Source organism: Sporosarcina saromensis (genome assembly GCF_033253735.1).
Classification (GTDB): Bacteria; Bacillota; Bacilli; order Bacillales_A; family Planococcaceae; genus Sporosarcina; species Sporosarcina saromensis.
In genome coordinates, this window is sequence record NZ_JAUBDI010000007.1 from 40,054 (window position 1) to 61,278 (window position 21,225).

Genomic DNA, 21,225 nt, shown 5'->3' on the forward strand with positions numbered 1-21,225 from the left:
TCCTACATATTACCCATTTGTTTCCGGAGTGCTTCCCGACCACGGTGACCGCGGGTCTTTACGGTACCTAATGGTAATTCTAAAATATCACTGATCTCTTGTAACGGCAATTCTTCCAAGTAACGAAGAATAATGACGGTTCGGTATTTGTCGGGGAGTCTACTGATTTCGTACTGTACGCGGTCTTGCGTCTCCATACGTTCCACTTCTTCCTCCGGCAAATCACCCGCCGCGGCAATCTGGGAGTACATATCGAGCCCATCCGTCCCCGGTACGGTCGCATCTAGATAATAATCCGGTTTCTTTTTCCGAATCCGATCGATGCATAAATTTGTAGCAATCCGATACAACCATGTCGAAAATTTTCGCTTCTGATCATACGTATGAATATTGACGTACGCTCTGACAAAAGCTTCTTGGGCAATATCTTCTGCTTCTTGAGCATTTCCTAACATTCGATAACAAACTTGATACAGCCGGTGTTGATAATACGTTACGATGTCTTCGAATGCTTCTTGATTGCCTTTGATCACTTGATTTATTCGTTTATTGATCAATTCATCCAATGAATCTCATCCTCCGCTCTATGCGGCTGTTCCTTCTATACGTTCGAAGGGTGCAACAGGTTTCATTTTTTATGTATCTTTTTTATTTTACCAAACTTTGAAAACTATTTCCTTACTTTACAATATTTTAAGAGAATAAAATAGAGACTGGGACAAAACTCTACATAGACCGTTCCTCTGCGCTCCAAAAGGCACGCTTTCCGCGGGGCGCGCTTGAGCCAATCGAACAACGAAGAGTTCGATTTGCCGTATTTCTGCGTACTTTGCTTAAATTAAGGCATCCTTGCTCCCAACGCTGCGCTTTTGCTCGCAAAAGCCGTTCTACGTGACGGCTTTTCCTGTGGGGTCTCAACATTCGCGCTACAATCCCGCAGGACATTGAATAGGCTTCCCTCGAATAAGCATCGCACGAAGGAAATGCGTTAGCATTTTCGAGGAGTCGGCCTTTTTCCGCTCCAATCCACTCATGAATATGAAAAAGAAACATTGTAAAAGCATAAAAAATGCATGCCGGCGAACTTTGCCTTTCATGCATTTCTTATGTTTTGTCCCAGCCTCACAGAGTGAAGACAAAGTCGATTTTTACTTTGTCTTCACTTATTTAATGAAATTTTGTAATGCATAGAAAGTTCTTGTTTATTAAAGAAGCTTTTCACCGAACAACGAGCCCATTAAACCGACTGCGACATCCGCTGTTTTATTCTTTTCATCCAAAATCGGATTCACTTCAACAAATTCTGCAGATGTGATCATGTTGGAATCCTCAAGCATTTCCATCGCAAGGTGACTTTCACGATAGCTGATGCCGCCTTGAACTGGCGTACCTACACCTGGCGTATACAGTGGATCTAATCCATCAAGATCCAATGACAAATGAACGCCATCCAAGTTTTTTGATTGTAAATAAGTAATGGCATCCTTCATAACTGCTGTCATCCCATCACGATCAATTTCGTGCATGGAATATACTTTTACGCCTTTTTCTTTAATCAATTCACGTTCACCAGGGTCAACGGAACGAGCTCCGATAATGACAATGTTTTCAGGCTTCACTTTTTGACCATCTTTAAAGATATTTACTAATTTTTCATGACCTAGCCCCATCGTCACTGCTAAAGGCATTCCATGAATGTTGCCTGATGGTGATGTGTCTGCCGTATTCATATCAGCGTGTGCATCATACCAAATGACACCTAAATTGTTATATTTCGCTGTTAAGCCTGCAATTGTTCCGATCGCGATGCTATGATCGCCACCGAGTACAAGCGGGAAATGCCCTTTTTCAACAACTTCAGCTACTTTATTTGCAAGCTTGCTCGTTGCTTGGACAACTTCCTCCAAGTTTTTCAAATTTGTCTCTTCACGGTCTCTTCGTTCAATCGCACTAACTTGTATATCCCCTTCGTCAGTCAGCGAATGGCCGATTGCTTCCAACCGTTTAATTGCGCCTGCATAACGTATAGCGCTAGGTCCCATATCCACCCCTCTACGGCTTTGCCCATAGTCGAGTGGTACACCTATCAATGCAATGTCTAGTTTTTTCATTTTCGCCAACCTCCCTTACGCTTACTATTGTAAAACGTTATTGAAAATGGCTCAACTTGACAAGTTTTCGGATATTTATTCATATTCCACTGTTTTAGGAATCATGTATTCACACTCATCCGCCGGAACTGGTTTACTGTAGAAGTATCCTTGCCCTTCTTTACAACCTAATGTAAGGAGCAGTTTTGCCTGCTCTTCCGTCTCAATCCCTTCAGCAATCACACGCAATCCTGCAGTGTCAGCTAGCGTAACAATCGCTTTTACGATTGCTCTACTTTGTTCATTCACATCGATGTCCTGAATAAAAGACATATCAATTTTTAACGTATCTGCAGGCAATTCTTTTATATAGCTAAACGTGCTGTATCCCGTCCCAAAATCGTCTATGGCTACAGTAATTCCTATCTCCCGAATGGCTTGTATGGTATGGCGCATTTCCTCACGATCAGCAAACGAAGATTCTGTCAGCTCAATTTCAATAAATTCTGGAGTTACGTCTTCTTCATGTAGAACGCGCTTAATAGTAGACACAATATCCGGTTCTTCAAGCTGAACCGTTGACATGTTGACGGCAATTCGAAACGGCTTGAACCCTTGTTTTCTCCATTGCCACGCCTGCTTGCAAGCTTGGCGTAAAATCCATTCACCTAACGGCACAATAATTTTTGTCTCTTCCGCAAGGGGAATGAAAGTATCAGGAGGGATACGGCCTAAGTCAGGATGATTCCAACGTACCAGCGCTTCTACGCCACTTAGTTCACCTAGTTCCAAATTCATTTTGGGTTGATATTCTAACGTAAAATGCCCCTTTTGGACACTCTTCCTCAACTCGTTCTCAAGCAATATCCGTTCCAACGTTTTCTGTGCAGTGCCCGGCTCGTACATCATCAGACTGCCGCCGCCATGTTCCTTGACAACATGCAAGGCTTTCTCAGCTTTCATAAATAAATCAGAAGGGGTACGGCCATGCTGCGGAAACATTACAATCCCACAGCTAGTTGATACTACGTACAAATCACTTCCAATCAATATCGGTTGCGCCAGTTGATTTTGTATACGTTCTGTCAAAAGGAATGCATCTTTTTCATCGTAAGCTTGTGGAAGAATGAATGCAAACTCATCACCAGAAATTCGACCTAGCATAGCCTCTCTCCCGAGCGCTTTTTTTAAGCGTTCTGCAACGACCGACAAAACATAATCCCCTGTTTCTTGACCAAAGGAATCATTTATGTGTCGAAACCGATCAATGTTCATATAGACAAGGCCGAAAGAAGAGCTTTCCCGCTCAAGCTTGGTATATAGTTTTTGGCCGAACGCATGTCGATTCAACAAAGTTGTCAACTGGTCATAGCAAGCCAAATCCTGAATGCGTAATTCTGATTCTTTTTGAGCCGTAATATCATGCATGGAAACAACAAGATTGTGGAGGTATTCACCGGTTTGTCGAATGCGTTTTAAACTTGCCTCCATTGTACGAATGGATTTTAATTGATCAATGATCCGAAACTCTACTGTTACCGATTCATGCGTATTCCCTGCCATTGCGATCGCATTATGAACTACCTCATGATCTTCTTCAATAATTAGCGCGAATAGATTGTTTGTAGTGCATGTGTCATTGCAACCACGCAACTGTTCATAAGTAGGAGAGATATATTGAAACTCCCCCGATGTGTCAATGACGGAAATGAAGTCGATGGCATTCTCCGTGATTAGCTGATACACTTCCGCATCTTTCCGAATTTGTTGCTCCATCAGCTTCCTCTCCGTAATGTCATACCGAAGCGAGATATACCGATTGGGAATTCCCAACTCATTCATGAATGGGACAATTTTCGTATCCACCCAGTAGAAACTACCATCCTTTGCACGGTTACGTATTTCACCATGCCATATCTCCCCTTTACCAATTGCAGCCCACATTTCTTTAAAAAACGATTTTGGGTGGTAGCCGGAATTAACGACTGCATGCGTTCGTCCAATTAACTCTTCCGCACTGTATTGCGATGTTTTAACGAATAAATCATTCACGTATGTAATTTTCCCGGTTCTATCCGTGATGGCAACAATGACGGATTGGTCGAGCGCATAAGCAATATCAGCCAACATTTCTTCCACTTCTTGTTTATTCGTTCTGCCCGTCATCTCATGCATCATTTCTATGTATTTCTCCATAAACTCTACACACTCACTTTTCCTCTCCTAATGTATCCGTATAAATGGGATATGTATAAAAGGACTGATTTACCTAATATGCAACACTACTTTTCTATCATACTTCCTTCGTCGTTATAATAGTAAACGGGAGTATGAACTTTTTACGAAATTGCAGTTAGTTGCGCTTTGTTTGCATGGATGTTTTAGACTAGTGAATTCGGTAATGTGACTAGATGTTGAATACTGACGAGATTGAATTATGCTGTTTCGGTAGATTGAGGATAAAATTTGTAAATAGAGATTGAAAAAGTGGAGTCAATTTCCTACTTTCACAGCAATGAAATGGGCAGTGTTGTTTCATTAAACATGAAAAAAACTGCTCTCCAATGTTAGGACGCAGTTTTAAATAAAGTATGTTTTCAATAGAGAGACGGCGTGTCTACTATATGAAGAAAAGTTCATGAATCGTTTTTTTAGGCAAAATAAAAAACCCTACAGGTATAAGGATTTTGGTGGTTAGTGTTGTATTTAATTTAGTTAGATTGATCTTTAAACCCATTTGCTCCTAGTACCTTTCGGTATTACTCGCAATTAATTCTCAAACCCATTTGCTCCTAATACCTTTCGGTATTACTCGCAAATTTTTCAAAACGTGGAGCGTTTTGAAAAATTGGCTGGGGTAGCTGGATTCGAACCAACGAATGACGGAGTCAAAGTCCGTTGCCTTACCGCTTGGCTATACCCCAACGTTATACTTGGTGATATGCTGCGTATCCCAAACTGCTACAAAAGAAAAAAAATGGTGGTGGGGGACGGATTCGAACCGCCGAACCCTGAGGGAGCGGATTTACAGTCCGCCGCGTTTAGCCACTTCGCTACCCCACCAGGTAAAAAAATAATAAGCTGCGCATCTCTTTGCCAGCTTTTTTTGGTTTTGTTGTTTATGTACTATTGTACATATCCATTGTTTCCAATATAGATACCTCTTTATTTAAGAGGAACAAACATGGTGACCCCTACGGGATTCGAACCCGTGTTACCGCCGTGAAAGGGCGGTGTCTTAACCGCTTGACCAAGGGGCCTTCATCATAAGTAAGTCGTTGTTATGAATCGCACAAGTGTTATAGTAACAAATTTGTTTAGTCTACGCAAGCCCATTTTTAAATTTTCTTTAGAAGGTTTCACCAAGATACTTCCAGAAGCTTCCAACCGGATTCGAACCGGTGACCTCTTCCTTACCATGGAAGCACTCTACCTACTGAGCTATGGAAGCATAAAAAAATGGCTCCGCAGGTAGGACTCGAACCTACGACCGATCGGTTAACAGCCGATTGCTCTACCACTGAGCTACTGCGGAATCGTACTAAATTTTTATTCTCCAACGACAAGATTTAGTATATCCAAAAGTCATTAAGAATGCAACTGTTTTTTTAGAAAAAGTTTTTCAACCTTCCGTTACAACTTTTTTATCGTAGCATGGTGTACTCATAATGGTCAAGCTTGCCTCATAAAGTACTCTATATGATTCGTAGCAAAGGAGATGTAACATGAAAACAAAAATAGTAATTCTTCTACTCGTAGTAAGTGTCGTTGTTCTATTTTTCCCTAATATGCCTGGCTCTGATTCATTAAAAACTGTATTTCGATTAACGGATGAGCCCGCTGAAGTAATTGTGCGAGGCATGTCCGGATCAGCATTAACAATTAATATTTCTTTTGGTGATGAAGAAGTAGAACAATTGGTCAGCGAATTGAAAGCTCCTTACCCGTTATTGTTATTAGACATGGATTGGGTAGAACGGTTTCCGGATATAGTGGAATTAATTGAAGAAAAAAATATTCCCATTGGTTTATTAGGACATGCCGGTGATTCGTACGAACAAAATACGGCATTGTTAGCAGAGCAATTGCAACTGTATGAGAAACACTTTGGCACAAAGCCTCTATGGTTCCGGACTTCTGATGAAGTGTTCCCTCTTTCTTTGCGTACAGCCCTGTGGGACAGTGAAGTGAATCCAATTGGTTCCACTGTGAAATGGTACGAAGGAGAGCCGCCACCTGTTCTAGAAGGAGAGATTATTTCCATTCCCCATTATAGAGAGAAGCGGATTAGTATGGCTGCATTTAAGAAACTGAATGAAACTCGAGAATATAAATCGCTGGAAGGTGTACTGTTTAATATGTCAATTAAGACAAAGAGAATACCGGAGTGATAGAAAACTGATCTTCTTTGTAGGTATGCTTCGTTAGATGAAAGTATGAGGCGTTTTTCTTTCGTATGCGGTGTTATCGGGCTAGTTTGCTGCGTTTTACGAGTTTATGCTGTGTTCTTGGATAGTTTGCTGCGTTTTACGAGTTATGCCGCGTTTGAGGCATGTATAAAGTGTTATTTGCAAGTTGTGCGCCGTAACGCATGTTTTTACAACAGAAAAAACACAACATCCTTAGTAGGCGTTGTGCTTTTTTCTGTTATTTCTTTTTTGTTGTGTTTTTGCTTGCTTTGCGTGCCTCTCTGCGGGCATCTAGACGTGCTTTATCGACGTCCGATTGGCGGTTATACTTCGGAAGCATAAGCAACTGGTACGCATTTACCGCTAAAAGTGGGAATAATAATATGGTGACCCAAGAATCGATGTTTCCTGAGCGGACCATAAGAGCTGGTAACCATTCGAGCGTTGTGATGACAATCATGAAGAATAGTGCAGATATGAGTGCGTGCTTTTTTGTCCACTTCGCTTTGAAATATGCTGTCACAATAGATACCGAAAGTAGTGAAAACAATAACGTAATGTATAACAGCGTACGGCCTGTGTCGCCTTCTGTCAGCTTGAATCTAAAGAAGACTAAATCGAAAAGGACGACAGCGATAATTAATAGCTGAACCCAATTCCATAGCGTCAACGATTTAAACATATTTACGCCAAACTGATGGACTGTCAAATACGCGAAGAAGCCCATTTGCGCAACGACACTCATCGTAAATCCAAGAAAGATCATCCATATGAATGCGCTAATAAAGTCAAAGTATTCTCCATTTGATAGAAATTCCGAGAAAAACTCCCACCTTACAATTAGTCCCGCGATTGCTGTGACGATTCCACCTATTAGTAATGCATTAAAAAAGAATTTAACCCAATTTCGTATGGTCACGATTGTGTTCCCCCGTTTTCAATTGCTTCCATTAGTGTAACAACGTTTTGCCGAAAAATCTATTTCATTGTACGTTTCATGCATATTCCCCTTTATATTGTGAACAATAAATGAAAAAGCAATCGGAAGGGATTTTGATTTCCATGATGAAAAAATGGGTTCATTACCTACTCCTCGTCCTCCTTATCGCAGGCTGTAGTCAGCAACAGCAAAGTCCCAATTATGATGAAATGAAGAAAATGATGACGGACGCTTTACAAACGGAAGAAGGGAAAAAGGCTATACGTAAAATGATGGCAGATCCCGAATTCCGAGAATTAATCGTTTTAGAGCAACCAGAAGTGAAAAAATCGATTGAGGAAACATTGCTCTCTAAAAAAGGTGAGGACTTTTGGAAACAGGCTTTTGAAGATCCGAAATTTGCCGAGTCCATTGCCAAAAGCATGAAAGAGCAACAACAGGATGTTATGTCCAAGTTGATGAATGATTCTTCGTTTCAAAAAGAGATGGAAGAGTTTTTCGGTCAGCCTGACATGCAAAAACAACTCGAAACGATTTTATCGTCCGCCAACATGAAGAAACAAATCGAGAAATCTGTAGAGGAAACAATTAACAACCCACTGATGAAAGCAAAGTGGCAAGAACTTATTTTGAAGGCCGGCGAAGTGGCACCTACTGAAAAAGGTGGCGAATCTGAGGGCGGTGGAGATTCTGGCGGAGAAGAAAAAGGCGGCGGAGGTGAATAACCTCCCCGCTCATTTTATATTATGCTTTTTTCGTTTTCCCAATAATCGTTTCTGCAATCATTGCATACGTTTGCCCAATTGGATGATCTTCTGCATAGACAGAAGGCGCAAATTCTGTTTCATTCCAATCCGGTTGTCCGAGCGGAATTTGGCCTAATAGTTCCGTACGTAATTCCTCTGCGAGACGCGGACCTCCACCTTGACCAAATACATATTCCTTTTCTCCAGTCGATGGAGATTGGAACCAAGCCATGTTCTCGATTACACCTAAAATCGTATGCTCCGTTTGTAGAGCCATTGCACCGGCGCGCGCTGCAACGAATGCCGCAGTTGGATGTGGCGTTGTAACAACGATTTCTTTGGACGCAGGAATCATTTGGTGAATATCAAGCGCAACGTCACCAGTTCCAGGTGGCAAATCAAGAATTAAGTAATCTAAATCTCCCCAATCGACATCGCGGAAAAATTGATCGAGGACTTTTCCTAGCATAGGTCCTCTCCATACAACTGGTGCATTATCCTCCACGAAGAATCCCATGGAGATAACTTTCACACCAAATCGTTCGACAGGAATGATGCGATCTTGACGAATAACCGGCAACTCCGTGATTCCCATCATATCTGGAACACTGAAGCCGTAAATATCCGCATCAATCAGGCCGACTTTTTTGCCTAATCGTGCAAGGCCCACAGCCAGGTTGACAGAAACAGTAGATTTACCGACGCCCCCTTTACCTGAAGCAATCGAAATGAATTCAATGTCATTTAGTGGAGATAATAAATCTTGTGCTTCTGCTTCGGTTGCAGTTCCACGGAATTTTTCAAGTGTTTCGGGTGGCAATTCTTCAAATCGAATACCAACCGAGTCAGCTCCTGCTGCTTTAATGACTTCTACAACTTTCATTTGCAAGTTCATTTGCTCCGCCGTGTTGATTTTAGCGATGGCCAATTTTACACTGACATGCTGTTTTTCAGGCTTCACCGATATGTTTACAATTCCATCGGTTTCAGCTAGTGTTTTATGTAAAAACGGATCCTTTAGCTCGCCCACAACTTCACGGATAATTTGTTCGTTAATCAATTCGGCCACTCCTTAGAAGTTTATTCAATCTATTCTAAGTATAACATAGTGGCACTTTATTAAATGGCGTAATGCTTAATTTCCCTCTCCCGTATGAAATTGAATGATCCCTTCTACAATGGCATCCGCTACTTTCGCATGGTAGGACGGATTCGTCAGTAATTGACGTTCTTCAGGATTTGAAATGAAGCCGGTCTCAATTAAGACGGAAGGCATTGGTACTTTTTTCAGTAGATAGACGCCTTTAATCGCCATCGCTTCCCGATCGGTGTTCTGCAAATTATCACGGAAAGAACTTTGAATGGACTTAGCGAGCATTTCGCCACCTTCATGACCTTCCGCATGATAAAACACTTGTGACCCACGCCATCTCTCATCCGGTATGGCATTAACATGTACACTTAAAAACATATCGGGTTCTTCTTCAATCGCTATGCTTTCTCGCAATTTCAAATCGGCCATTTTCCGCTGCCGCGTCGTGCCAAACTTCTCCTTTGGTGCATGTTCCGCGATGGCATCTCCATCCTTTTCACGCGTCATCACGATAATTGCGCCTTCCTTCTCAAGCTTCTTTTTCAATTCATGTGCAATGCTTAACGTAATGTCACGCTCGACGACCTCTCCAACCGATGCACCACCATCTAATCCCCCATGCCCTGGATCAATGACAATTTTCACTCCTCCTAGCTGCTCTGGCATGAAAAAACCTCGATCTGAAGCCTGTACGCCATAAAAAACAACAAGTAAAGAAGTTGCAAACAACAAACCCATGACCAGCCATCGTTTCAACATTCACACCGCCTTTTTCCTCCACTATACGCAAAAGATGGTCAAGATATAACCACTAAAGCGAAGTGCGCTTGAACAGCTCCGACAAGTGCTGGAAAGATTGAAAAAAGGCGCTCTTTGCCATTTCTTTCAAGATCGAAGCGATTCGAGGGCTAATGCTTGTAGCTGGATGAACACTAAAGCGAAGAGCGCTTGAATAACCCCGACAAGCGATGGAGAGTTTGCATTTCAAAAGCAGTTTAAAAACAAAAAAGAAGCCCTATCGGCTCCTCTCTTCCACAATTATTTAACCTCGCCAGACCACTCTAACATGCCGCCAACCATATTGGTTACATCAAAACCATGTCCTGTCAAAAACTCTGTAGCACGTCCACTACGCCCACCTGAACGGCAAATCATAATGTACGGTTGTGATGCATCGAGTTCATTCATACGGTCTGGAATTTCACCTAATGGAATATGGATTGCGCCTTCAATCATTCCTTCAGCCACTTCGTCCGCTTCACGAACATCAATCATATTTAGGGTTGCTCCGCTCTCTAACTGTTGTTGCAATTCGCTTGTTGTAATTTCTTTCATGTCAAAACCTCCTGAATAGGCATATGTCTTACCAATATCATATACACCCGGCGGTATCGAGTCCATCACTATGCTCTGCAAAAACAAATTGCTAGTCCAAAAACATTTTCTTATTTCCACCATTCTTTATGCATCTTAGCTCTTATCCTGCTCCGGAACAATAGCTTTATTCAATTTCAGAAACAAATTCAGCAACAGGTTTCCAATATCCTCTAGGTCTTCTACTCGCAATTTACCGTTTTATCTCCCGTTACGATACTAACGGCGGATGAAGTAAGTCCTTTGTATTGACCATTTACTTTGCTGTGTATTTTTTGATAGCCGGTATAATATCATTCCCGATAATCTCGATGTTTTTCATAAGCTTTTTAAGAGGTACTCCACCAAAGTCAATTTGAGCCATAAAACGTTGCATATCGTAAAGCTCGTGTTGGTAAAGCATTTTTTCGATAATCTCTTCTTTGCTCCCAACCATTAATGCATCACGGGTATCAAGCGCTTGCGCGAATTGATGTTCGGGATAGCCTCCACCACGAATAGCTTGGAAACCGCCGTTAATATGTGGGTACATGCCTTGTAAAGCTTCTTTAGACGTATCAGCAACATATAATAGACTTGTTGTCGCAATAGGCAATGATTTCGGATCGAAGCCACTTTGTGTAGCCGCCTCTCTATAAGCATCAACGGAATGCTTAAAGTTAATGGCTGGCCCACCTAGCGTTGTCAGCATCATTGGAATCCCCATATATCCAGCTTTAATGGCACTTGCAGGGGGCCCTCCGACTGCACGCCAAATAGGAAGTGAGCCATTTTTCGGCTGTGGTAAAATTTGAGCTTTTTGTAATGGAGCTCGAAACTGCCCTTGCCATGTGATCAGTTCTTCTTCGTTTATTTTCATGAGAAGTTCTAATTTCTCTTCGAAAATTTCCTCATAGTCCTGTAAATCAACACCTAGCAATTGGTACGCACCTACACGGGAACCTCGACCAGCAACAATTTCTGCACGACCATCTGAAATTAAATCAATTGTGGCAAAGTCTTCGTACACGCGTACAGGGTCTGAAACACTAAGAACCGTTGCGGAACTTGTAATTTTAATCTTTTCTGTAGCTTGAGCAATCGCACCTAGTACGACCGTATGAGCTTGTGTTGTAAAGTACTTCTGATGACTTTCACCTACTCCAAACACATCAATTCCTGCTTGTTCCGCTAATTTACTTAGCTCGATTAATTCTTTTATACGCTGTTGAGCTGAAATGGTCTCTCCAGTTAGCGGATTGGGAATGTGGTCCCCAAGTGAATACAGTCCAAACTCGATTCCTTTTGATGGATCGATACGATATTGTTCCATTGTTATTCCTCCTCTAGTGGTTGTAGCTTTTCTTCAATTTCAGCTCGACGGGTTTCTAAAAATGGCGGCAAGTCCAGTTTTTCACCAAGTGTTTCTATATCACCGTCAATTGTGAAACCTGGTCCATCTGTTGCAATTTCAAATAAAATCCCATTTGACTCACGGAAATATAAGCTTTTAAAGTAGAAACGATCAACAATTCCAGTGGAAGCAAATCCGAACGACCGGACTTGTTTATCCCAGTAAGCAAGTTCCTCATCGTTTTTAACGCGGATTGCTAAATGATGAATACTACCACGACCAGGCTTTTCAGTTGGTCCGGCGATCTTTTTCACAATGATTTCTCCAAATACTTCTCCCTGAACTGATTGGAAGACCGCTTCATCATCTGTACGTGATACTTCTACATAACCAAACATCTCTGTTAATGTTCTTGCTAATTTATCGAGTCTGCGCACGGATATTTCCACAGAACCCATGCCTTGAATCTGGTGCTCTACAGGCACATTGGATTTTACCCATGATTCCCAGTGGTCTACTTTCGCGCCATTAGAAACGAGAAGTACCATGCGTAACCCTTCAGAATCCTCAAAATGCAGCGCAGGTCGATTGACGTAATTTGTAATGTCACCATGCTGTACACCATATTCTTCAAATCGCGCTTTCCAATACAACAAGCTCTCTTCGGTTGGTACAAGTAGACCTATTTGGGTAATAGCATTGGTACCTCTGTAAGTCCGTCCAACCATTGGAATTTCAAAGAACGATAATTCTGTGCCTGCACTTCCTGTTTGATCTCCGTAAAACAAGTGATACATCGACGGATCATCTTGGTTGACTGTTTTTTTCACTCGGCGTAAGCCAAGCACTTCGCGATAAAAATAATTGTTTGTTTTTGCGTCTTTTGTAATCATTGAAATGTGGTGATGTCCAGGAATTGTGTACATTATTGTTCCTCCTTATTTTCATTTGACTAATCAAGTGATGGGGCAAAAAAAATTATTCTCCCCCCATTTTCTTTTCACTATTTTTCTGCACACGCGACATAAGCATATATAACGTTTTTTGTTCATCCTCAGTTAAACACTCATCAAAAAAAGACGATTGAAATGCAAGTTGATCCTCAAAGGCGTGATTGAGTTTATCACTACCTTTCTTTGTTAATGAAATAGATTTCGTTTTCCAATCTTGCTTGCGTTCAATGAGTCCATCTTTTTCAAGACGAGCGAGCATACGAGAAATTCCACCTTGTGTAACTGTAACTTTTTTCGCTAACTCATTTTGTGTTAATGGCTCGTAATTTGAAATTTGCATTAACACATCAAATTGCGCGGTAGTCAGATCGAATTTCTTTAAGAATTCATTTGAAAGCAAGTTACTTTGATTCGTGAAACGAGTTAGCCGTAGCCAAATTAACGAACCTCGAGTATTCTTTTTCAACTAGTTCGACCTCCCTCTTATACTTATCACTTTACTACTCAATTGATAGTTCTGCAAGGATTATATCTCGAATTCGAGATATATCCTCAATAAGTATTGAAGAATGCATGAATACCCGTCATTAAATATGGATGCAGTTTATTATGCTTATCTTATTTCACACTTTTTCGCACGATATTAAATTGTATTTCCGCTTTATAGGGATTGCGGAAACATCAGGTTTGACCCATTTTTAATAATTCATTTATTAATTCAGCAACAGCCGTTTTCATTCCTCATCAATAGTCATTATCTGCGTAACTTGTAACTTGTTTGTTGACAGTTTAACATTTCTTAATTTCCTTTTCGGATTCAATATGTATTTTGAATTAGCAGGTATTTTCACTTCGATGTCGAACATGAGAGATAAGATAGTCCCCCATAAATGCTATCACCATAATCTCCCTAGCATACTTTTCTCTCCTTAACACTTTTATCCATTTAAATAAATGAACAGGAGCTGTTGGACGTTGACATATGTTATAAAGGCGCGTTCATCGGCAACCGAGTTGAGCATACTGCGCTCACTCCATAGCCGTGTTGCGTTAGTGGAAAATGAGTTTAAGCGCTTTGTGAACTTGTCGAAAGGATTAGAAGGAGAAGATCAATTTATACATCTTATCGAATCCTTGCAATCAGATACCTACCTATTGCATGACATCTGTTTCGAGCACAACCATTCTGTTTTTCAAATTGATACAATGCTAATTTCGGAAAAGGAGATATTGCTCTTTGAGGTAAAGAATTACGAAGGAGAATTTGTGTACGATGCAGGCACGTTCCGCCTAGTTTCCAATAACCAGGAAATTATAAATCCTTTGCATCAGCTGAATCGGAGTATCGCTCTTCTGCGATCCATGCTAAAAAGTAGCAACTTGTCAATCAAAGGCTATCTCGCTTTTATCAACCCAGAATTTACGCTCCTGCAAGCACCAGTGGATACGCCAATCATTTTACCAACTCAGTTAAAGCGATTCATGAAGCGTCTGGAACAAGTTCCTTCTTCCTTGAGCGCAAAACATCTCCAGCTTGCTGAAGGATTACTGAAGCTTCATCTGCCAAAATCACCGTATGTTCGAGTTCCGCATTATGCGTATGAAGAATTGAAGAAAGGCATCCTCTGCAGCTCTTGCTTTACTTTTATGGAACAGAAGGATAGTCGTTTCATGAGTTGTAAAAATTGCGGGTTGTCCGAAGTTGTGGATGACAGCATTATGCGCAGTATTGAGGAATTACGGTTACTGTTCCCGGATAGGATGATCACTACGAGGCAAGTGTGGGATTGGTGCGGGAGTGATGTTTCAATTAAGACGATAAGAAGAGTGCTCGGCCAAAACTACACACCCAAGGGATTGAGGAGACATAGATATTTTGTTGATAAAATTCTAATAGACTCTACAACTAACTAAATTTGACTATATCTCAGGTTTAATTGACCGATAGCAACTATTCTCAGCTCTAACAGGCATTTAGAGTACTTCTATTTGACCGTGAGCTGCGGTTTTCACCGCTAACGGGCATTTAGATTACTTCTATTTGACCCCGAGCTGCGGTTTTCAACTCTAACGGGCATTTAGAACACTTCTATTTGACCGCGAGCTGCGGTTTTCTGCGCTCACGGGCATTTAGAACACTTCTATTTGACCGCGAGCTGCGGTTTTCAGCACACACGGGCATTTAAAACACTTCTATTTAACCCGTAACCTTCTTTTCATGACGAATTCACATTTTACAAGCAATACTTCCTAAATCAATAACGACCATAAACTATATACAAACGCCAAAAAAAGCCCTTTCCCAACAAAGTCGGGAAAGGGCTCTGCAATAATACAAGATTAACGTTTCGAGAACTGAGGAGCTCTACGTGCGCCTTTAAGACCGTATTTTTTACGTTCTTTCATACGTGGGTCACGTGTAAGCAATCCTGCTGATTTCAAAGCGCCACGGAAGTCAGGGTCTACAGTAAGTAGAGCGCGTGCTACGCCGTGACGGATAGCGCCTGCTTGTCCAGTGTATCCGCCGCCATTGACGTTTACATGGATATCATAGCTGCCAAGAGTTTGTGTAGCGACAAGTGGTTGCTTGATCACTTCACGAAGTGTTTCGAATGGTACGTAGTCTTCTACGTCACGGTTGTTGACGACAATTTTTCCTTCGCCAGGAACGAGACGTACACGAGCTACTGAGCTTTTACGACGGCCAGTGCCGATATATTGTACTTGTGCCAAAGGTGTTTCCTCCTCTTAATTATCCACGAAGCTCGTATGCTTCTGGTTTTTGTGCCGCATGTGGATGCTCTGCTCCAGCATAGACATGAAGTTTTTTGATTGTTTGACGACCTAGAGGGCCTTTTGGAAGCATCCCTTTAATCGCAAGTTCCAACATTTTAGTTGAATAGTTTGTACGCATTTCTAGAGCTGTACGTTGTTTGATGCTACCAGTGTAGCCAGAGTGGCGGTAGTAGATCTTATCTTTTAATTTATTCCCAGTCAATTGAATCTTCTCAGCGTTGATGATGATTACGTGATCGCCAGTGTCAACGTGTGGTGTGAACGTAGGTTTATGTTTGCCGCGCAAAATTGATGCAACTTCAGAAGCAAGACGTCCAAGCGTCTGTCCTTCAGCGTCGACAACGAGCCATTTACGCTCTACTTCGTGACCTTTAGCCATGAATGTTGTACGCATGTATTGTTTCCTCCTAAAAATATCAATCTGTTCCGTTGTTTTCTCTATCCCTAAACACAAATAAACTTTCCGGGGCTTATTGTGGGGTTATTGAAATACCATTTATCATCTTATATTGAATTCAGTAATAAGTCAAGTGTTTTGTGAGAAAACACCTGGAAAAGTTGACTCAGTCATCGTAGGTGACACTCATCAAGTACAAACCGTGTGCTGGTGCGGTTTTTCCGGCCTTTTTCCGGTCTTTTGCTTCAAGGATTTCCTTCATGTCCGATGGCTCGTTCCAACCGATGCCGACCGCAAAAAGCATGCCTGCAATTGTACGAACCATATTGTACAAAAATCCGTCGCCTTCGATTGTCATGAGCAACTCTTCACCTTGTTTTTCAAGCGTTAATTCTCGTACAGTCCGCACTTTGTTTTCCGTAGCCGTTTTTGATGAACAAAAACTTGTGAAATCATGTGTACCAATGACATACTGTGCAGCTGCCCGCATCCGTTCGATGTCAGGCGTCCATTTGCCTAAGTGCACTGCATAATTGCGTTCAAACGGACTTTGTATTCGACTTAACGACCACTTGTACAAATACGTTTTGCCGGTTGCGGAATAGCGTGCATGAAAGTCATCACTGACAAATTCGGTGTCAACGATGCGTACATCTTTTGGCAATAAAACATTCAATGCCATCTGCCATCGATCTAGCGGCAGGTTAAGAGGTGTATCGAAGTGAATCACTTGGCCCCAAGCATGAACGCCTGCATCCGTTCGACCACTTGCAACCGAATAGATCGATGTGTCCTTATGCAGTTTGACAAGTGCTTTATCGATGACCGATTGAACGGTGCGCATATTCGGTTGATATTGGTACCCCGCGTAACCTGTTCCATCATATGCGACTGTAGCTTTTACACGTTTCATTTAACTGCCTCCTCTTAACAGGAAGAGTGCTGCAACAAGCAAGACAAACACGAGCATAGTAAACGTGTCGCGACCTTGCCAATTCAATTGTCGATAACGTGTCCTTCCTTCTCCGCCCCGATACCCTCTCACTTCCATGGCGATGGCCAGATCCTCTGCACGCTTGAATGCACTGACGAATAACGGCACAAGTAGTGGAACGACAGCTCGTATACGTTCTTTAATGGTACCGCTCGTCAAATCTGATCCTCGAGCAAGCTGAGCTTTTAGTATTTTATCCGTTTCATCCATTAAGGTTGGAATGAAACGAAGAGAAATTGACATCATCAATGCCAACTCATGGACAGGTAACTTCAATTTCTTAAAAGGATTCAATAGTGTCTCCATACCATCTGTGATTGAGATTGGAGAGGTTGTAAGTGTCAAAATGGTCGTCATTAACACGAGGACGAGGAAACGGACAGAAATGTAAATCCCTTGTCGAATCCCTTCTTCGTAAATTTTTATGAACTTCCATTCAAACAGCAATGCGCCTTCCTTTGTGAAAATGAAGTGCATGAGCAACGTAAAAATGATAAGGAATAAGATAGGTTTTAAACCATTGAATAAAAAGTAGAGACGGATTCTGGCAACGAATATGATGAACAACGTAAATACTAACAACAAGCTATAGGTCACTGTATTATTCGCTAGAAACACTGCGATGATAAACATAAAAACAAATAGAAGTTTTGATCTTGGATCCAATTTATGGACGAATGAATCACCAGGTACATATCGGCCAAAAATCATTTTTTCTAGCATTAACGCTCACCTTCTTTCGTAAGCGCTTCTGCAATCGCAGCAGCCAATTGTTCTTCTGTCAGTGCTAACATGTTCAACTCTTTGCCAAACAACTTTTCTATGTCCCTCTGGAATGCCACAGAACGCGGTAAACCGAGTCTGTACGTCTTTAGCTTGTCCGCATCCGCAAACACCTCTTGCGGCGGTCCAGCCATTACAGAACGACCTTCATGCATGACTAGAATTTGATCGGCATATTTTGCGGCATCTTCCATACTGTGTGTGACGAGAATCGTTGTAAGATTCTCCTCCTCATGCAACCGATGAAACAGTTCCATAATTTCTTTACGTCCTCTTGGATCCAATCCAGCTGTTGGTTCATCCAAAATGAGAATGGACGGTTTAAACGCCAGAACACCTGCAATGGCAACGCGCCGCATTTGCCCACCCGATAAGTCGAATGGAGATTTTTCCGCAACATCCTCTGGTAGGCCTAACAACTTGATCAGCGCATGTGCCCGTTCTCTCGCTTCTTCCACAGGCACCCCGAAATTCAAAGGACCGAACATAATATCTTTCTCGACTGTTTCTTCAAAAAGTTGGTGTTCGGGAAATTGAAAAACAATTCCAACGTGCTGACGGATAGATTTCAACTCTTTCCCTTTTGTCTCAGATGTTATTTTTATATCGCCAACTTGTACGACACCCTCCGTCGGCTTTAGCAATCCATTTAAATGGAGCAATAACGTCGATTTCCCTGATCCGGTATGGCCGATTACAGCTGTATAGGATCCTGACTTTATTGTCGCATTAACTTCATACAATGCCTTTTTCTCAAAAGGCGTACCTTTCGCATAGGAGTAGCCTACTTGTTGAAGTGAGATGTCCATAACTCATTCACCAACTCTTCTTCTGTCATATGTTCACCTTGAAGTTGCACACCATGCTCCCGTAGCGATTTTGACACACGGTAAGCGAATGGCAAATCCAAACCGATTGCTTCAAGTTCTTCACCATGTGCAAAAATCTCTTCAGGCTTGCCTGTCATCATTAATTTTCCTTTATTCATCACAATGACGCGATCCGCCCTTAAAACTTCTTCTAAGTCATGTGTAATAGATAAAACGGTTAAACCGGTCGTGCGTTTTAAGTCATCAACGACACGAATTACTTCATCTCTACCTTGCGGGTCAAGCATTGACGTCGCTTCATCAAGAATTAATAGCTTCGGTTGCATCGCAAGCGCTCCAGCAATGGCGACACGTTGTTTTTGTCCACCGGAAAGATGGTGAGGTTCATGATTCAGAAACCCTTCCATTTTCACTTGTGCCAATGAATCATACACACGAGGCACCATTTCCTCAAAAGGGACTCCGTTATTTTCTAAAGAGAATGCAACGTCATCTTGTACTGTGGAACCGACAAACTGGTTATCTGGATTTTGAAATACAATTCCCATTTTAGAACGAATTGACCATAGTGTGTCTGCATTTAACTGCTCTAAGAAAACGTTCACTTCTCCTTCTTCCGGAAAAAGCAGTCCAATCATAAGTTTTGCTAGCGTTGACTTGCCTGATCCGTTGTGGCCAACTATTGCAATCCACTCACCATCACGGACTGTGAACGATACATCATCTATCGCCTTACGTGGATTTGTCTCATCTGATTCATATGTATACGACACATGATCCAACGATAAAATTTCTTTCACATCTTTCACCCCCGGCATTTCTTCGATTATGTATAAAGATTGAATTCTATAATATTTCATGAGAATAAATAAAAAAAGCGCGCACCTCATCCGAAGAAATGCGCTCAATTCTATTCTGATAATGGGTGCTCAATCCTTATCAGCGGATGAGATGCGTAGAGCTAGACCGATCAGCTATACTGTCGATCGTAACACTCAGCTTTTAATATTTGTCGTATAAATCATTATTGATGAAAAGGGTGTGGCTGTGCGTATGACAGACACACCCTTACATAGTTATTTAATACAAAATTACACTAGCTCAATTACGACAACAGGTGCTCCGTCTCCACGACGAGGTCCCATCTTCATAATACGTGTGTAACCGCCTTGGCGATCTGCGTAACGTGGTGCAACAGTATCGAACAATTTTTGAAGTGCAAAGATTTCTTTCTCATTACCTTCTTCGTCCGCAGTTGTCACCAACTCGCGACGGATGAATTGTGCAGCTTGACGGCGTGCATGCAAGTCACCGCGCTTACCAAGAGTGATCATCTTTTCAACGACTGAACGCAATTCTTTCGCACGCGCTTCAGTTGTTTGGATGCGCTCATGTACGATAAGGTCTGTCGCTAAGTCGCGAAGCATTGCTTTACGTTGTGAACTTGTGCGTCCAAGTTTTCTGTAACCCATAGAAGTTTCCCTCCCTCAATCTATATGTTCTTAATCTTCCAAGCGTAACCCAAGGTTCAACTCGTCCAATTTTGCCTTCACTTCTTCAAGTGATTTACGGCCCAGGTTGCGCACTTTCATCATTTCGTCTTCTGACTTGTTTGCAAGTTCGAGGACTGTATTGATGCCTGCACGTTTCAGGCAGTTATAAGAGCGAACAGAAAGATCGAGCTCTTCGATAGTCATCTCAAGCACTTTTTCTTTTTGGTCTTCTTCTTTTTCTACCATGATTTCTGCAGATTGTGCTTCGTCTGTCATGCCAACAAAGATGTTAAGATGCTCCGTCAGGATTTTGGCTCCGAGCGAAACAGCTTCTTTCGGACCGATGCTACCATCTGTCCAAATATCAAACGTCAACTTATCAAAGTTCGTACTTTGACCTACACGAGTATTCTCGACTTGGAAATTGACGCGTGAAACTGGAGTGTAAATAGAGTCGATCGGAATTACACCAATCGCAAGATCCTCACGTTTGTTTTGATCAGAAGGTGCATAGCCTCGCCCACGAACAGCATACATACGCATACGTAAATGGCCGTTCTTGCCGAGTGTGGCGATTTGAAGATCAGGATTTAATACTTCGACATCACTATCATGAGTAATGTCTGCAGCAGTCACCTTGCCTTCACCTTTTACATCTATTTCAATCACTTTCTCGTCATCTGAATAGATTTTAAGAGCAAGTTTCTTCACATTCAAAATAATTGTTGCAACGTCTTCAACGACACCTTCAATTGTAGAGAATTCATGAAGAACTCCGTCGATCTGGATAGATGTCACGGCAGCTCCTGGCAATGATGAAAGAAGCACGCGGCGCAAGGAATTCCCTAAAGTATTTCCGTATCCACGTTCCAATGGTTCAATAATGAACTTACCAAACTTGGAATCTTCACTGATCATAACTGTTTCAATCTTCGGTTTCTCAATCTCGATCATTTATTTACCCTCCTTCAAAACGTCTAGTATAGTGGCCGTT

The 21,225-nt window shown here is 41.8% G+C and carries 21 protein-coding genes and 5 tRNA genes; 3 read left to right on the top strand and 23 right to left on the bottom strand.

What is annotated here, in order from left to right; all coding sequences use genetic code 11:
- Positions 1–2: 2 nt before the first annotated feature.
- The 8 genes from sigW to QT711_RS09115 form a co-directional block, all read right to left on the bottom strand.
- On the bottom strand, positions 3–566 hold the full coding sequence (gene sigW, locus QT711_RS09080) for an RNA polymerase sigma factor SigW (RefSeq protein ID WP_317943626.1): 564 nt from the start codon (positions 564–566) through the stop codon (positions 3–5).
- 639 nt (positions 567–1,205) lie between these two features.
- Entirely contained in the window at positions 1,206–2,111 is a 906-nt protein-coding gene (gene rocF, locus QT711_RS09085; RefSeq protein ID WP_317943628.1) for an arginase, read from the bottom strand.
- A gap of 75 nt (positions 2,112–2,186) precedes the next feature.
- A complete protein-coding gene (locus QT711_RS09090; protein ID WP_317943629.1) occupies positions 2,187–4,286 on the bottom strand; it encodes a sensor domain-containing protein in 2,100 nt (699 codons plus the stop codon).
- A 653-nt stretch (positions 4,287–4,939) separates the two neighbouring features.
- Positions 4,940–5,014: transfer RNA gene (locus tag QT711_RS09095), tRNA-Gln, on the bottom strand.
- A 54-nt stretch (positions 5,015–5,068) separates the two neighbouring features.
- Positions 5,069–5,153 (bottom strand) — tRNA-Tyr (locus QT711_RS09100).
- A gap of 122 nt (positions 5,154–5,275) precedes the next feature.
- Positions 5,276–5,350 (bottom strand) — tRNA-Glu (locus tag QT711_RS09105).
- Positions 5,351–5,468: 118 nt separating this feature from the next.
- Positions 5,469–5,541: transfer RNA gene (locus tag QT711_RS09110), tRNA-Thr, on the bottom strand.
- Positions 5,542–5,550: 9 nt separating this feature from the next.
- Positions 5,551–5,625: transfer RNA gene (locus QT711_RS09115), tRNA-Asn, on the bottom strand.
- A gap of 190 nt (positions 5,626–5,815) precedes the next feature.
- Between QT711_RS09115 and QT711_RS09120 the strand changes: the two genes are divergently transcribed.
- Positions 5,816–6,481: a polysaccharide deacetylase family protein gene (locus QT711_RS09120; RefSeq protein ID WP_317943630.1), complete on the top strand. Its 666-nt coding sequence runs from the start codon at positions 5,816–5,818 to the stop codon at positions 6,479–6,481.
- A gap of 256 nt (positions 6,482–6,737) precedes the next feature.
- Here QT711_RS09120 and QT711_RS09125 read toward each other — a convergent pair whose 3' ends face one another.
- Positions 6,738–7,418, bottom strand: coding sequence for a KinB-signaling pathway activation protein (locus QT711_RS09125; RefSeq protein WP_317943631.1), 681 nt, complete (start codon positions 7,416–7,418; stop codon positions 6,738–6,740).
- Between the two features lie 110 nt (positions 7,419–7,528).
- Between QT711_RS09125 and gerD the strand changes: the two genes are divergently transcribed.
- The gene (gene gerD, locus QT711_RS09130) at positions 7,529–8,164 is read left to right on the top strand and encodes a spore germination lipoprotein GerD (RefSeq protein WP_317943633.1); all 636 of its coding nucleotides are present in this window, start codon (positions 7,529–7,531) and stop codon (positions 8,162–8,164) included.
- A gap of 19 nt (positions 8,165–8,183) precedes the next feature.
- Here gerD and QT711_RS09135 read toward each other — a convergent pair whose 3' ends face one another.
- The 6 genes from QT711_RS09135 to QT711_RS09160 all read right to left on the bottom strand — a co-directional run bounded on the left by QT711_RS09135 (position 8,184) and on the right by QT711_RS09160 (position 13,404).
- On the bottom strand, positions 8,184–9,245 hold the full coding sequence (locus tag QT711_RS09135) for a P-loop NTPase (protein ID WP_317943635.1): 1,062 nt from the start codon (positions 9,243–9,245) through the stop codon (positions 8,184–8,186).
- 75 nt (positions 9,246–9,320) lie between these two features.
- Complete coding sequence (locus tag QT711_RS09140; RefSeq protein WP_317943637.1) at positions 9,321–10,034, bottom strand: N-acetylmuramoyl-L-alanine amidase; 714 nt, start codon at positions 10,032–10,034, stop codon at positions 9,321–9,323.
- A gap of 282 nt (positions 10,035–10,316) precedes the next feature.
- Positions 10,317–10,613: a rhodanese-like domain-containing protein gene (locus QT711_RS09145; protein WP_317943639.1), complete on the bottom strand. Its 297-nt coding sequence runs from the start codon at positions 10,611–10,613 to the stop codon at positions 10,317–10,319.
- A gap of 295 nt (positions 10,614–10,908) precedes the next feature.
- Complete coding sequence (locus tag QT711_RS09150) at positions 10,909–11,964, bottom strand: LLM class flavin-dependent oxidoreductase (protein ID WP_317943641.1); 1,056 nt, start codon at positions 11,962–11,964, stop codon at positions 10,909–10,911.
- A gap of 2 nt (positions 11,965–11,966) precedes the next feature.
- The gene (locus QT711_RS09155) at positions 11,967–12,911 is read right to left on the bottom strand and encodes a ring-cleaving dioxygenase (RefSeq protein ID WP_317943643.1); all 945 of its coding nucleotides are present in this window, start codon (positions 12,909–12,911) and stop codon (positions 11,967–11,969) included.
- Between the two features lie 52 nt (positions 12,912–12,963).
- A complete protein-coding gene (locus tag QT711_RS09160) occupies positions 12,964–13,404 on the bottom strand; it encodes a MarR family winged helix-turn-helix transcriptional regulator (protein WP_317943645.1) in 441 nt (146 codons plus the stop codon).
- 587 nt (positions 13,405–13,991) lie between these two features.
- Between QT711_RS09160 and QT711_RS09165 the strand changes: the two genes are divergently transcribed.
- Entirely contained in the window at positions 13,992–14,852 is an 861-nt protein-coding gene (locus QT711_RS09165) for a nuclease-related domain-containing protein (protein ID WP_317943647.1), read from the top strand.
- Positions 14,853–15,278: 426 nt separating this feature from the next.
- Here QT711_RS09165 and rpsI read toward each other — a convergent pair whose 3' ends face one another.
- The 8 genes from rpsI to QT711_RS09205 all read right to left on the bottom strand — a co-directional run bounded on the left by rpsI (position 15,279) and on the right by QT711_RS09205 (position 21,185).
- A complete protein-coding gene (gene rpsI / locus QT711_RS09170) occupies positions 15,279–15,671 on the bottom strand; it encodes a 30S ribosomal protein S9 (RefSeq protein WP_317943648.1) in 393 nt (130 codons plus the stop codon).
- A 19-nt stretch (positions 15,672–15,690) separates the two neighbouring features.
- Positions 15,691–16,128, bottom strand: a complete 438-nt coding sequence (gene rplM, locus QT711_RS09175; RefSeq protein ID WP_317943650.1) for a 50S ribosomal protein L13 — start codon at positions 16,126–16,128, stop codon at positions 15,691–15,693.
- 169 nt (positions 16,129–16,297) lie between these two features.
- Positions 16,298–17,044 (bottom strand): tRNA pseudouridine(38-40) synthase TruA, encoded by a 747-nt coding sequence (truA, locus tag QT711_RS09180; RefSeq protein ID WP_317943651.1) that lies wholly within the window; start codon positions 17,042–17,044, stop codon positions 16,298–16,300.
- Positions 17,045–17,848 (bottom strand): energy-coupling factor transporter transmembrane component T family protein, encoded by an 804-nt coding sequence (locus QT711_RS09185; RefSeq protein ID WP_317943653.1) that lies wholly within the window; start codon positions 17,846–17,848, stop codon positions 17,045–17,047.
- Complete coding sequence (locus tag QT711_RS09190; protein WP_317943655.1) at positions 17,848–18,717, bottom strand: energy-coupling factor ABC transporter ATP-binding protein; 870 nt, start codon at positions 18,715–18,717, stop codon at positions 17,848–17,850. The genes QT711_RS09185 and QT711_RS09190 overlap by 1 nt, the downstream gene beginning before the upstream one ends.
- On the bottom strand, positions 18,693–19,538 hold the full coding sequence (locus QT711_RS09195; protein WP_317943797.1) for an energy-coupling factor ABC transporter ATP-binding protein: 846 nt from the start codon (positions 19,536–19,538) through the stop codon (positions 18,693–18,695). Before QT711_RS09195 ends, QT711_RS09190 begins: the two co-directional genes overlap by 25 nt.
- A 291-nt stretch (positions 19,539–19,829) precedes the next feature.
- Entirely contained in the window at positions 19,830–20,210 is a 381-nt protein-coding gene (gene rplQ, locus QT711_RS09200; RefSeq protein WP_317943657.1) for a 50S ribosomal protein L17, read from the bottom strand.
- 30 nt (positions 20,211–20,240) lie between these two features.
- The gene (locus QT711_RS09205) at positions 20,241–21,185 is read right to left on the bottom strand and encodes a DNA-directed RNA polymerase subunit alpha (protein WP_317943659.1); all 945 of its coding nucleotides are present in this window, start codon (positions 21,183–21,185) and stop codon (positions 20,241–20,243) included.
- Positions 21,186–21,225: the final 40 nt, after the last annotated feature.

Bases quoted from the DNA above. Each gene is read 5' to 3' on its own strand.
- rocF (WP_317943628.1), bottom strand. From the start codon at position 2,111: ATGAAAAAACTAGACATTGCATTGATAGGTGTACCACTCGACTATGGG.
- QT711_RS09090 (WP_317943629.1), bottom strand. From the start codon at position 4,286: ATGGAGAAATACATAGAAATGATGCATGAGATGACGGGCAGAACGAAT.
- QT711_RS09120 (WP_317943630.1), top strand. From the start codon at position 5,816: ATGAAAACAAAAATAGTAATTCTTCTACTCGTAGTAAGTGTCGTTGTT.
- gerD (WP_317943633.1), top strand. From the start codon at position 7,529: ATGAAAAAGCAATCGGAAGGGATTTTGATTTCCATGATGAAAAAATGG.
- QT711_RS09145 (WP_317943639.1), bottom strand. From the start codon at position 10,613: ATGAAAGAAATTACAACAAGCGAATTGCAACAACAGTTAGAGAGCGGA.
- QT711_RS09150 (WP_317943641.1), bottom strand. From the start codon at position 11,964: ATGGAACAATATCGTATCGATCCATCAAAAGGAATCGAGTTTGGACTG.
- QT711_RS09155 (WP_317943643.1), bottom strand. From the start codon at position 12,911: ATGTACACAATTCCTGGACATCACCACATTTCAATGATTACAAAAGAC.
- rplM (WP_317943650.1), bottom strand. From the start codon at position 16,128: ATGCGTACAACATTCATGGCTAAAGGTCACGAAGTAGAGCGTAAATGG.
- truA (WP_317943651.1), bottom strand. From the start codon at position 17,044: ATGAAACGTGTAAAAGCTACAGTCGCATATGATGGAACAGGTTACGCG.
- QT711_RS09185 (WP_317943653.1), bottom strand. From the start codon at position 17,848: ATGCTAGAAAAAATGATTTTTGGCCGATATGTACCTGGTGATTCATTC.
- QT711_RS09190 (WP_317943655.1), bottom strand. From the start codon at position 18,717: ATGGACATCTCACTTCAACAAGTAGGCTACTCCTATGCGAAAGGTACG.
- rplQ (WP_317943657.1), bottom strand. From the start codon at position 20,210: ATGGGTTACAGAAAACTTGGACGCACAAGTTCACAACGTAAAGCAATG.
- QT711_RS09205 (WP_317943659.1), bottom strand. From the start codon at position 21,185: ATGATCGAGATTGAGAAACCGAAGATTGAAACAGTTATGATCAGTGAA.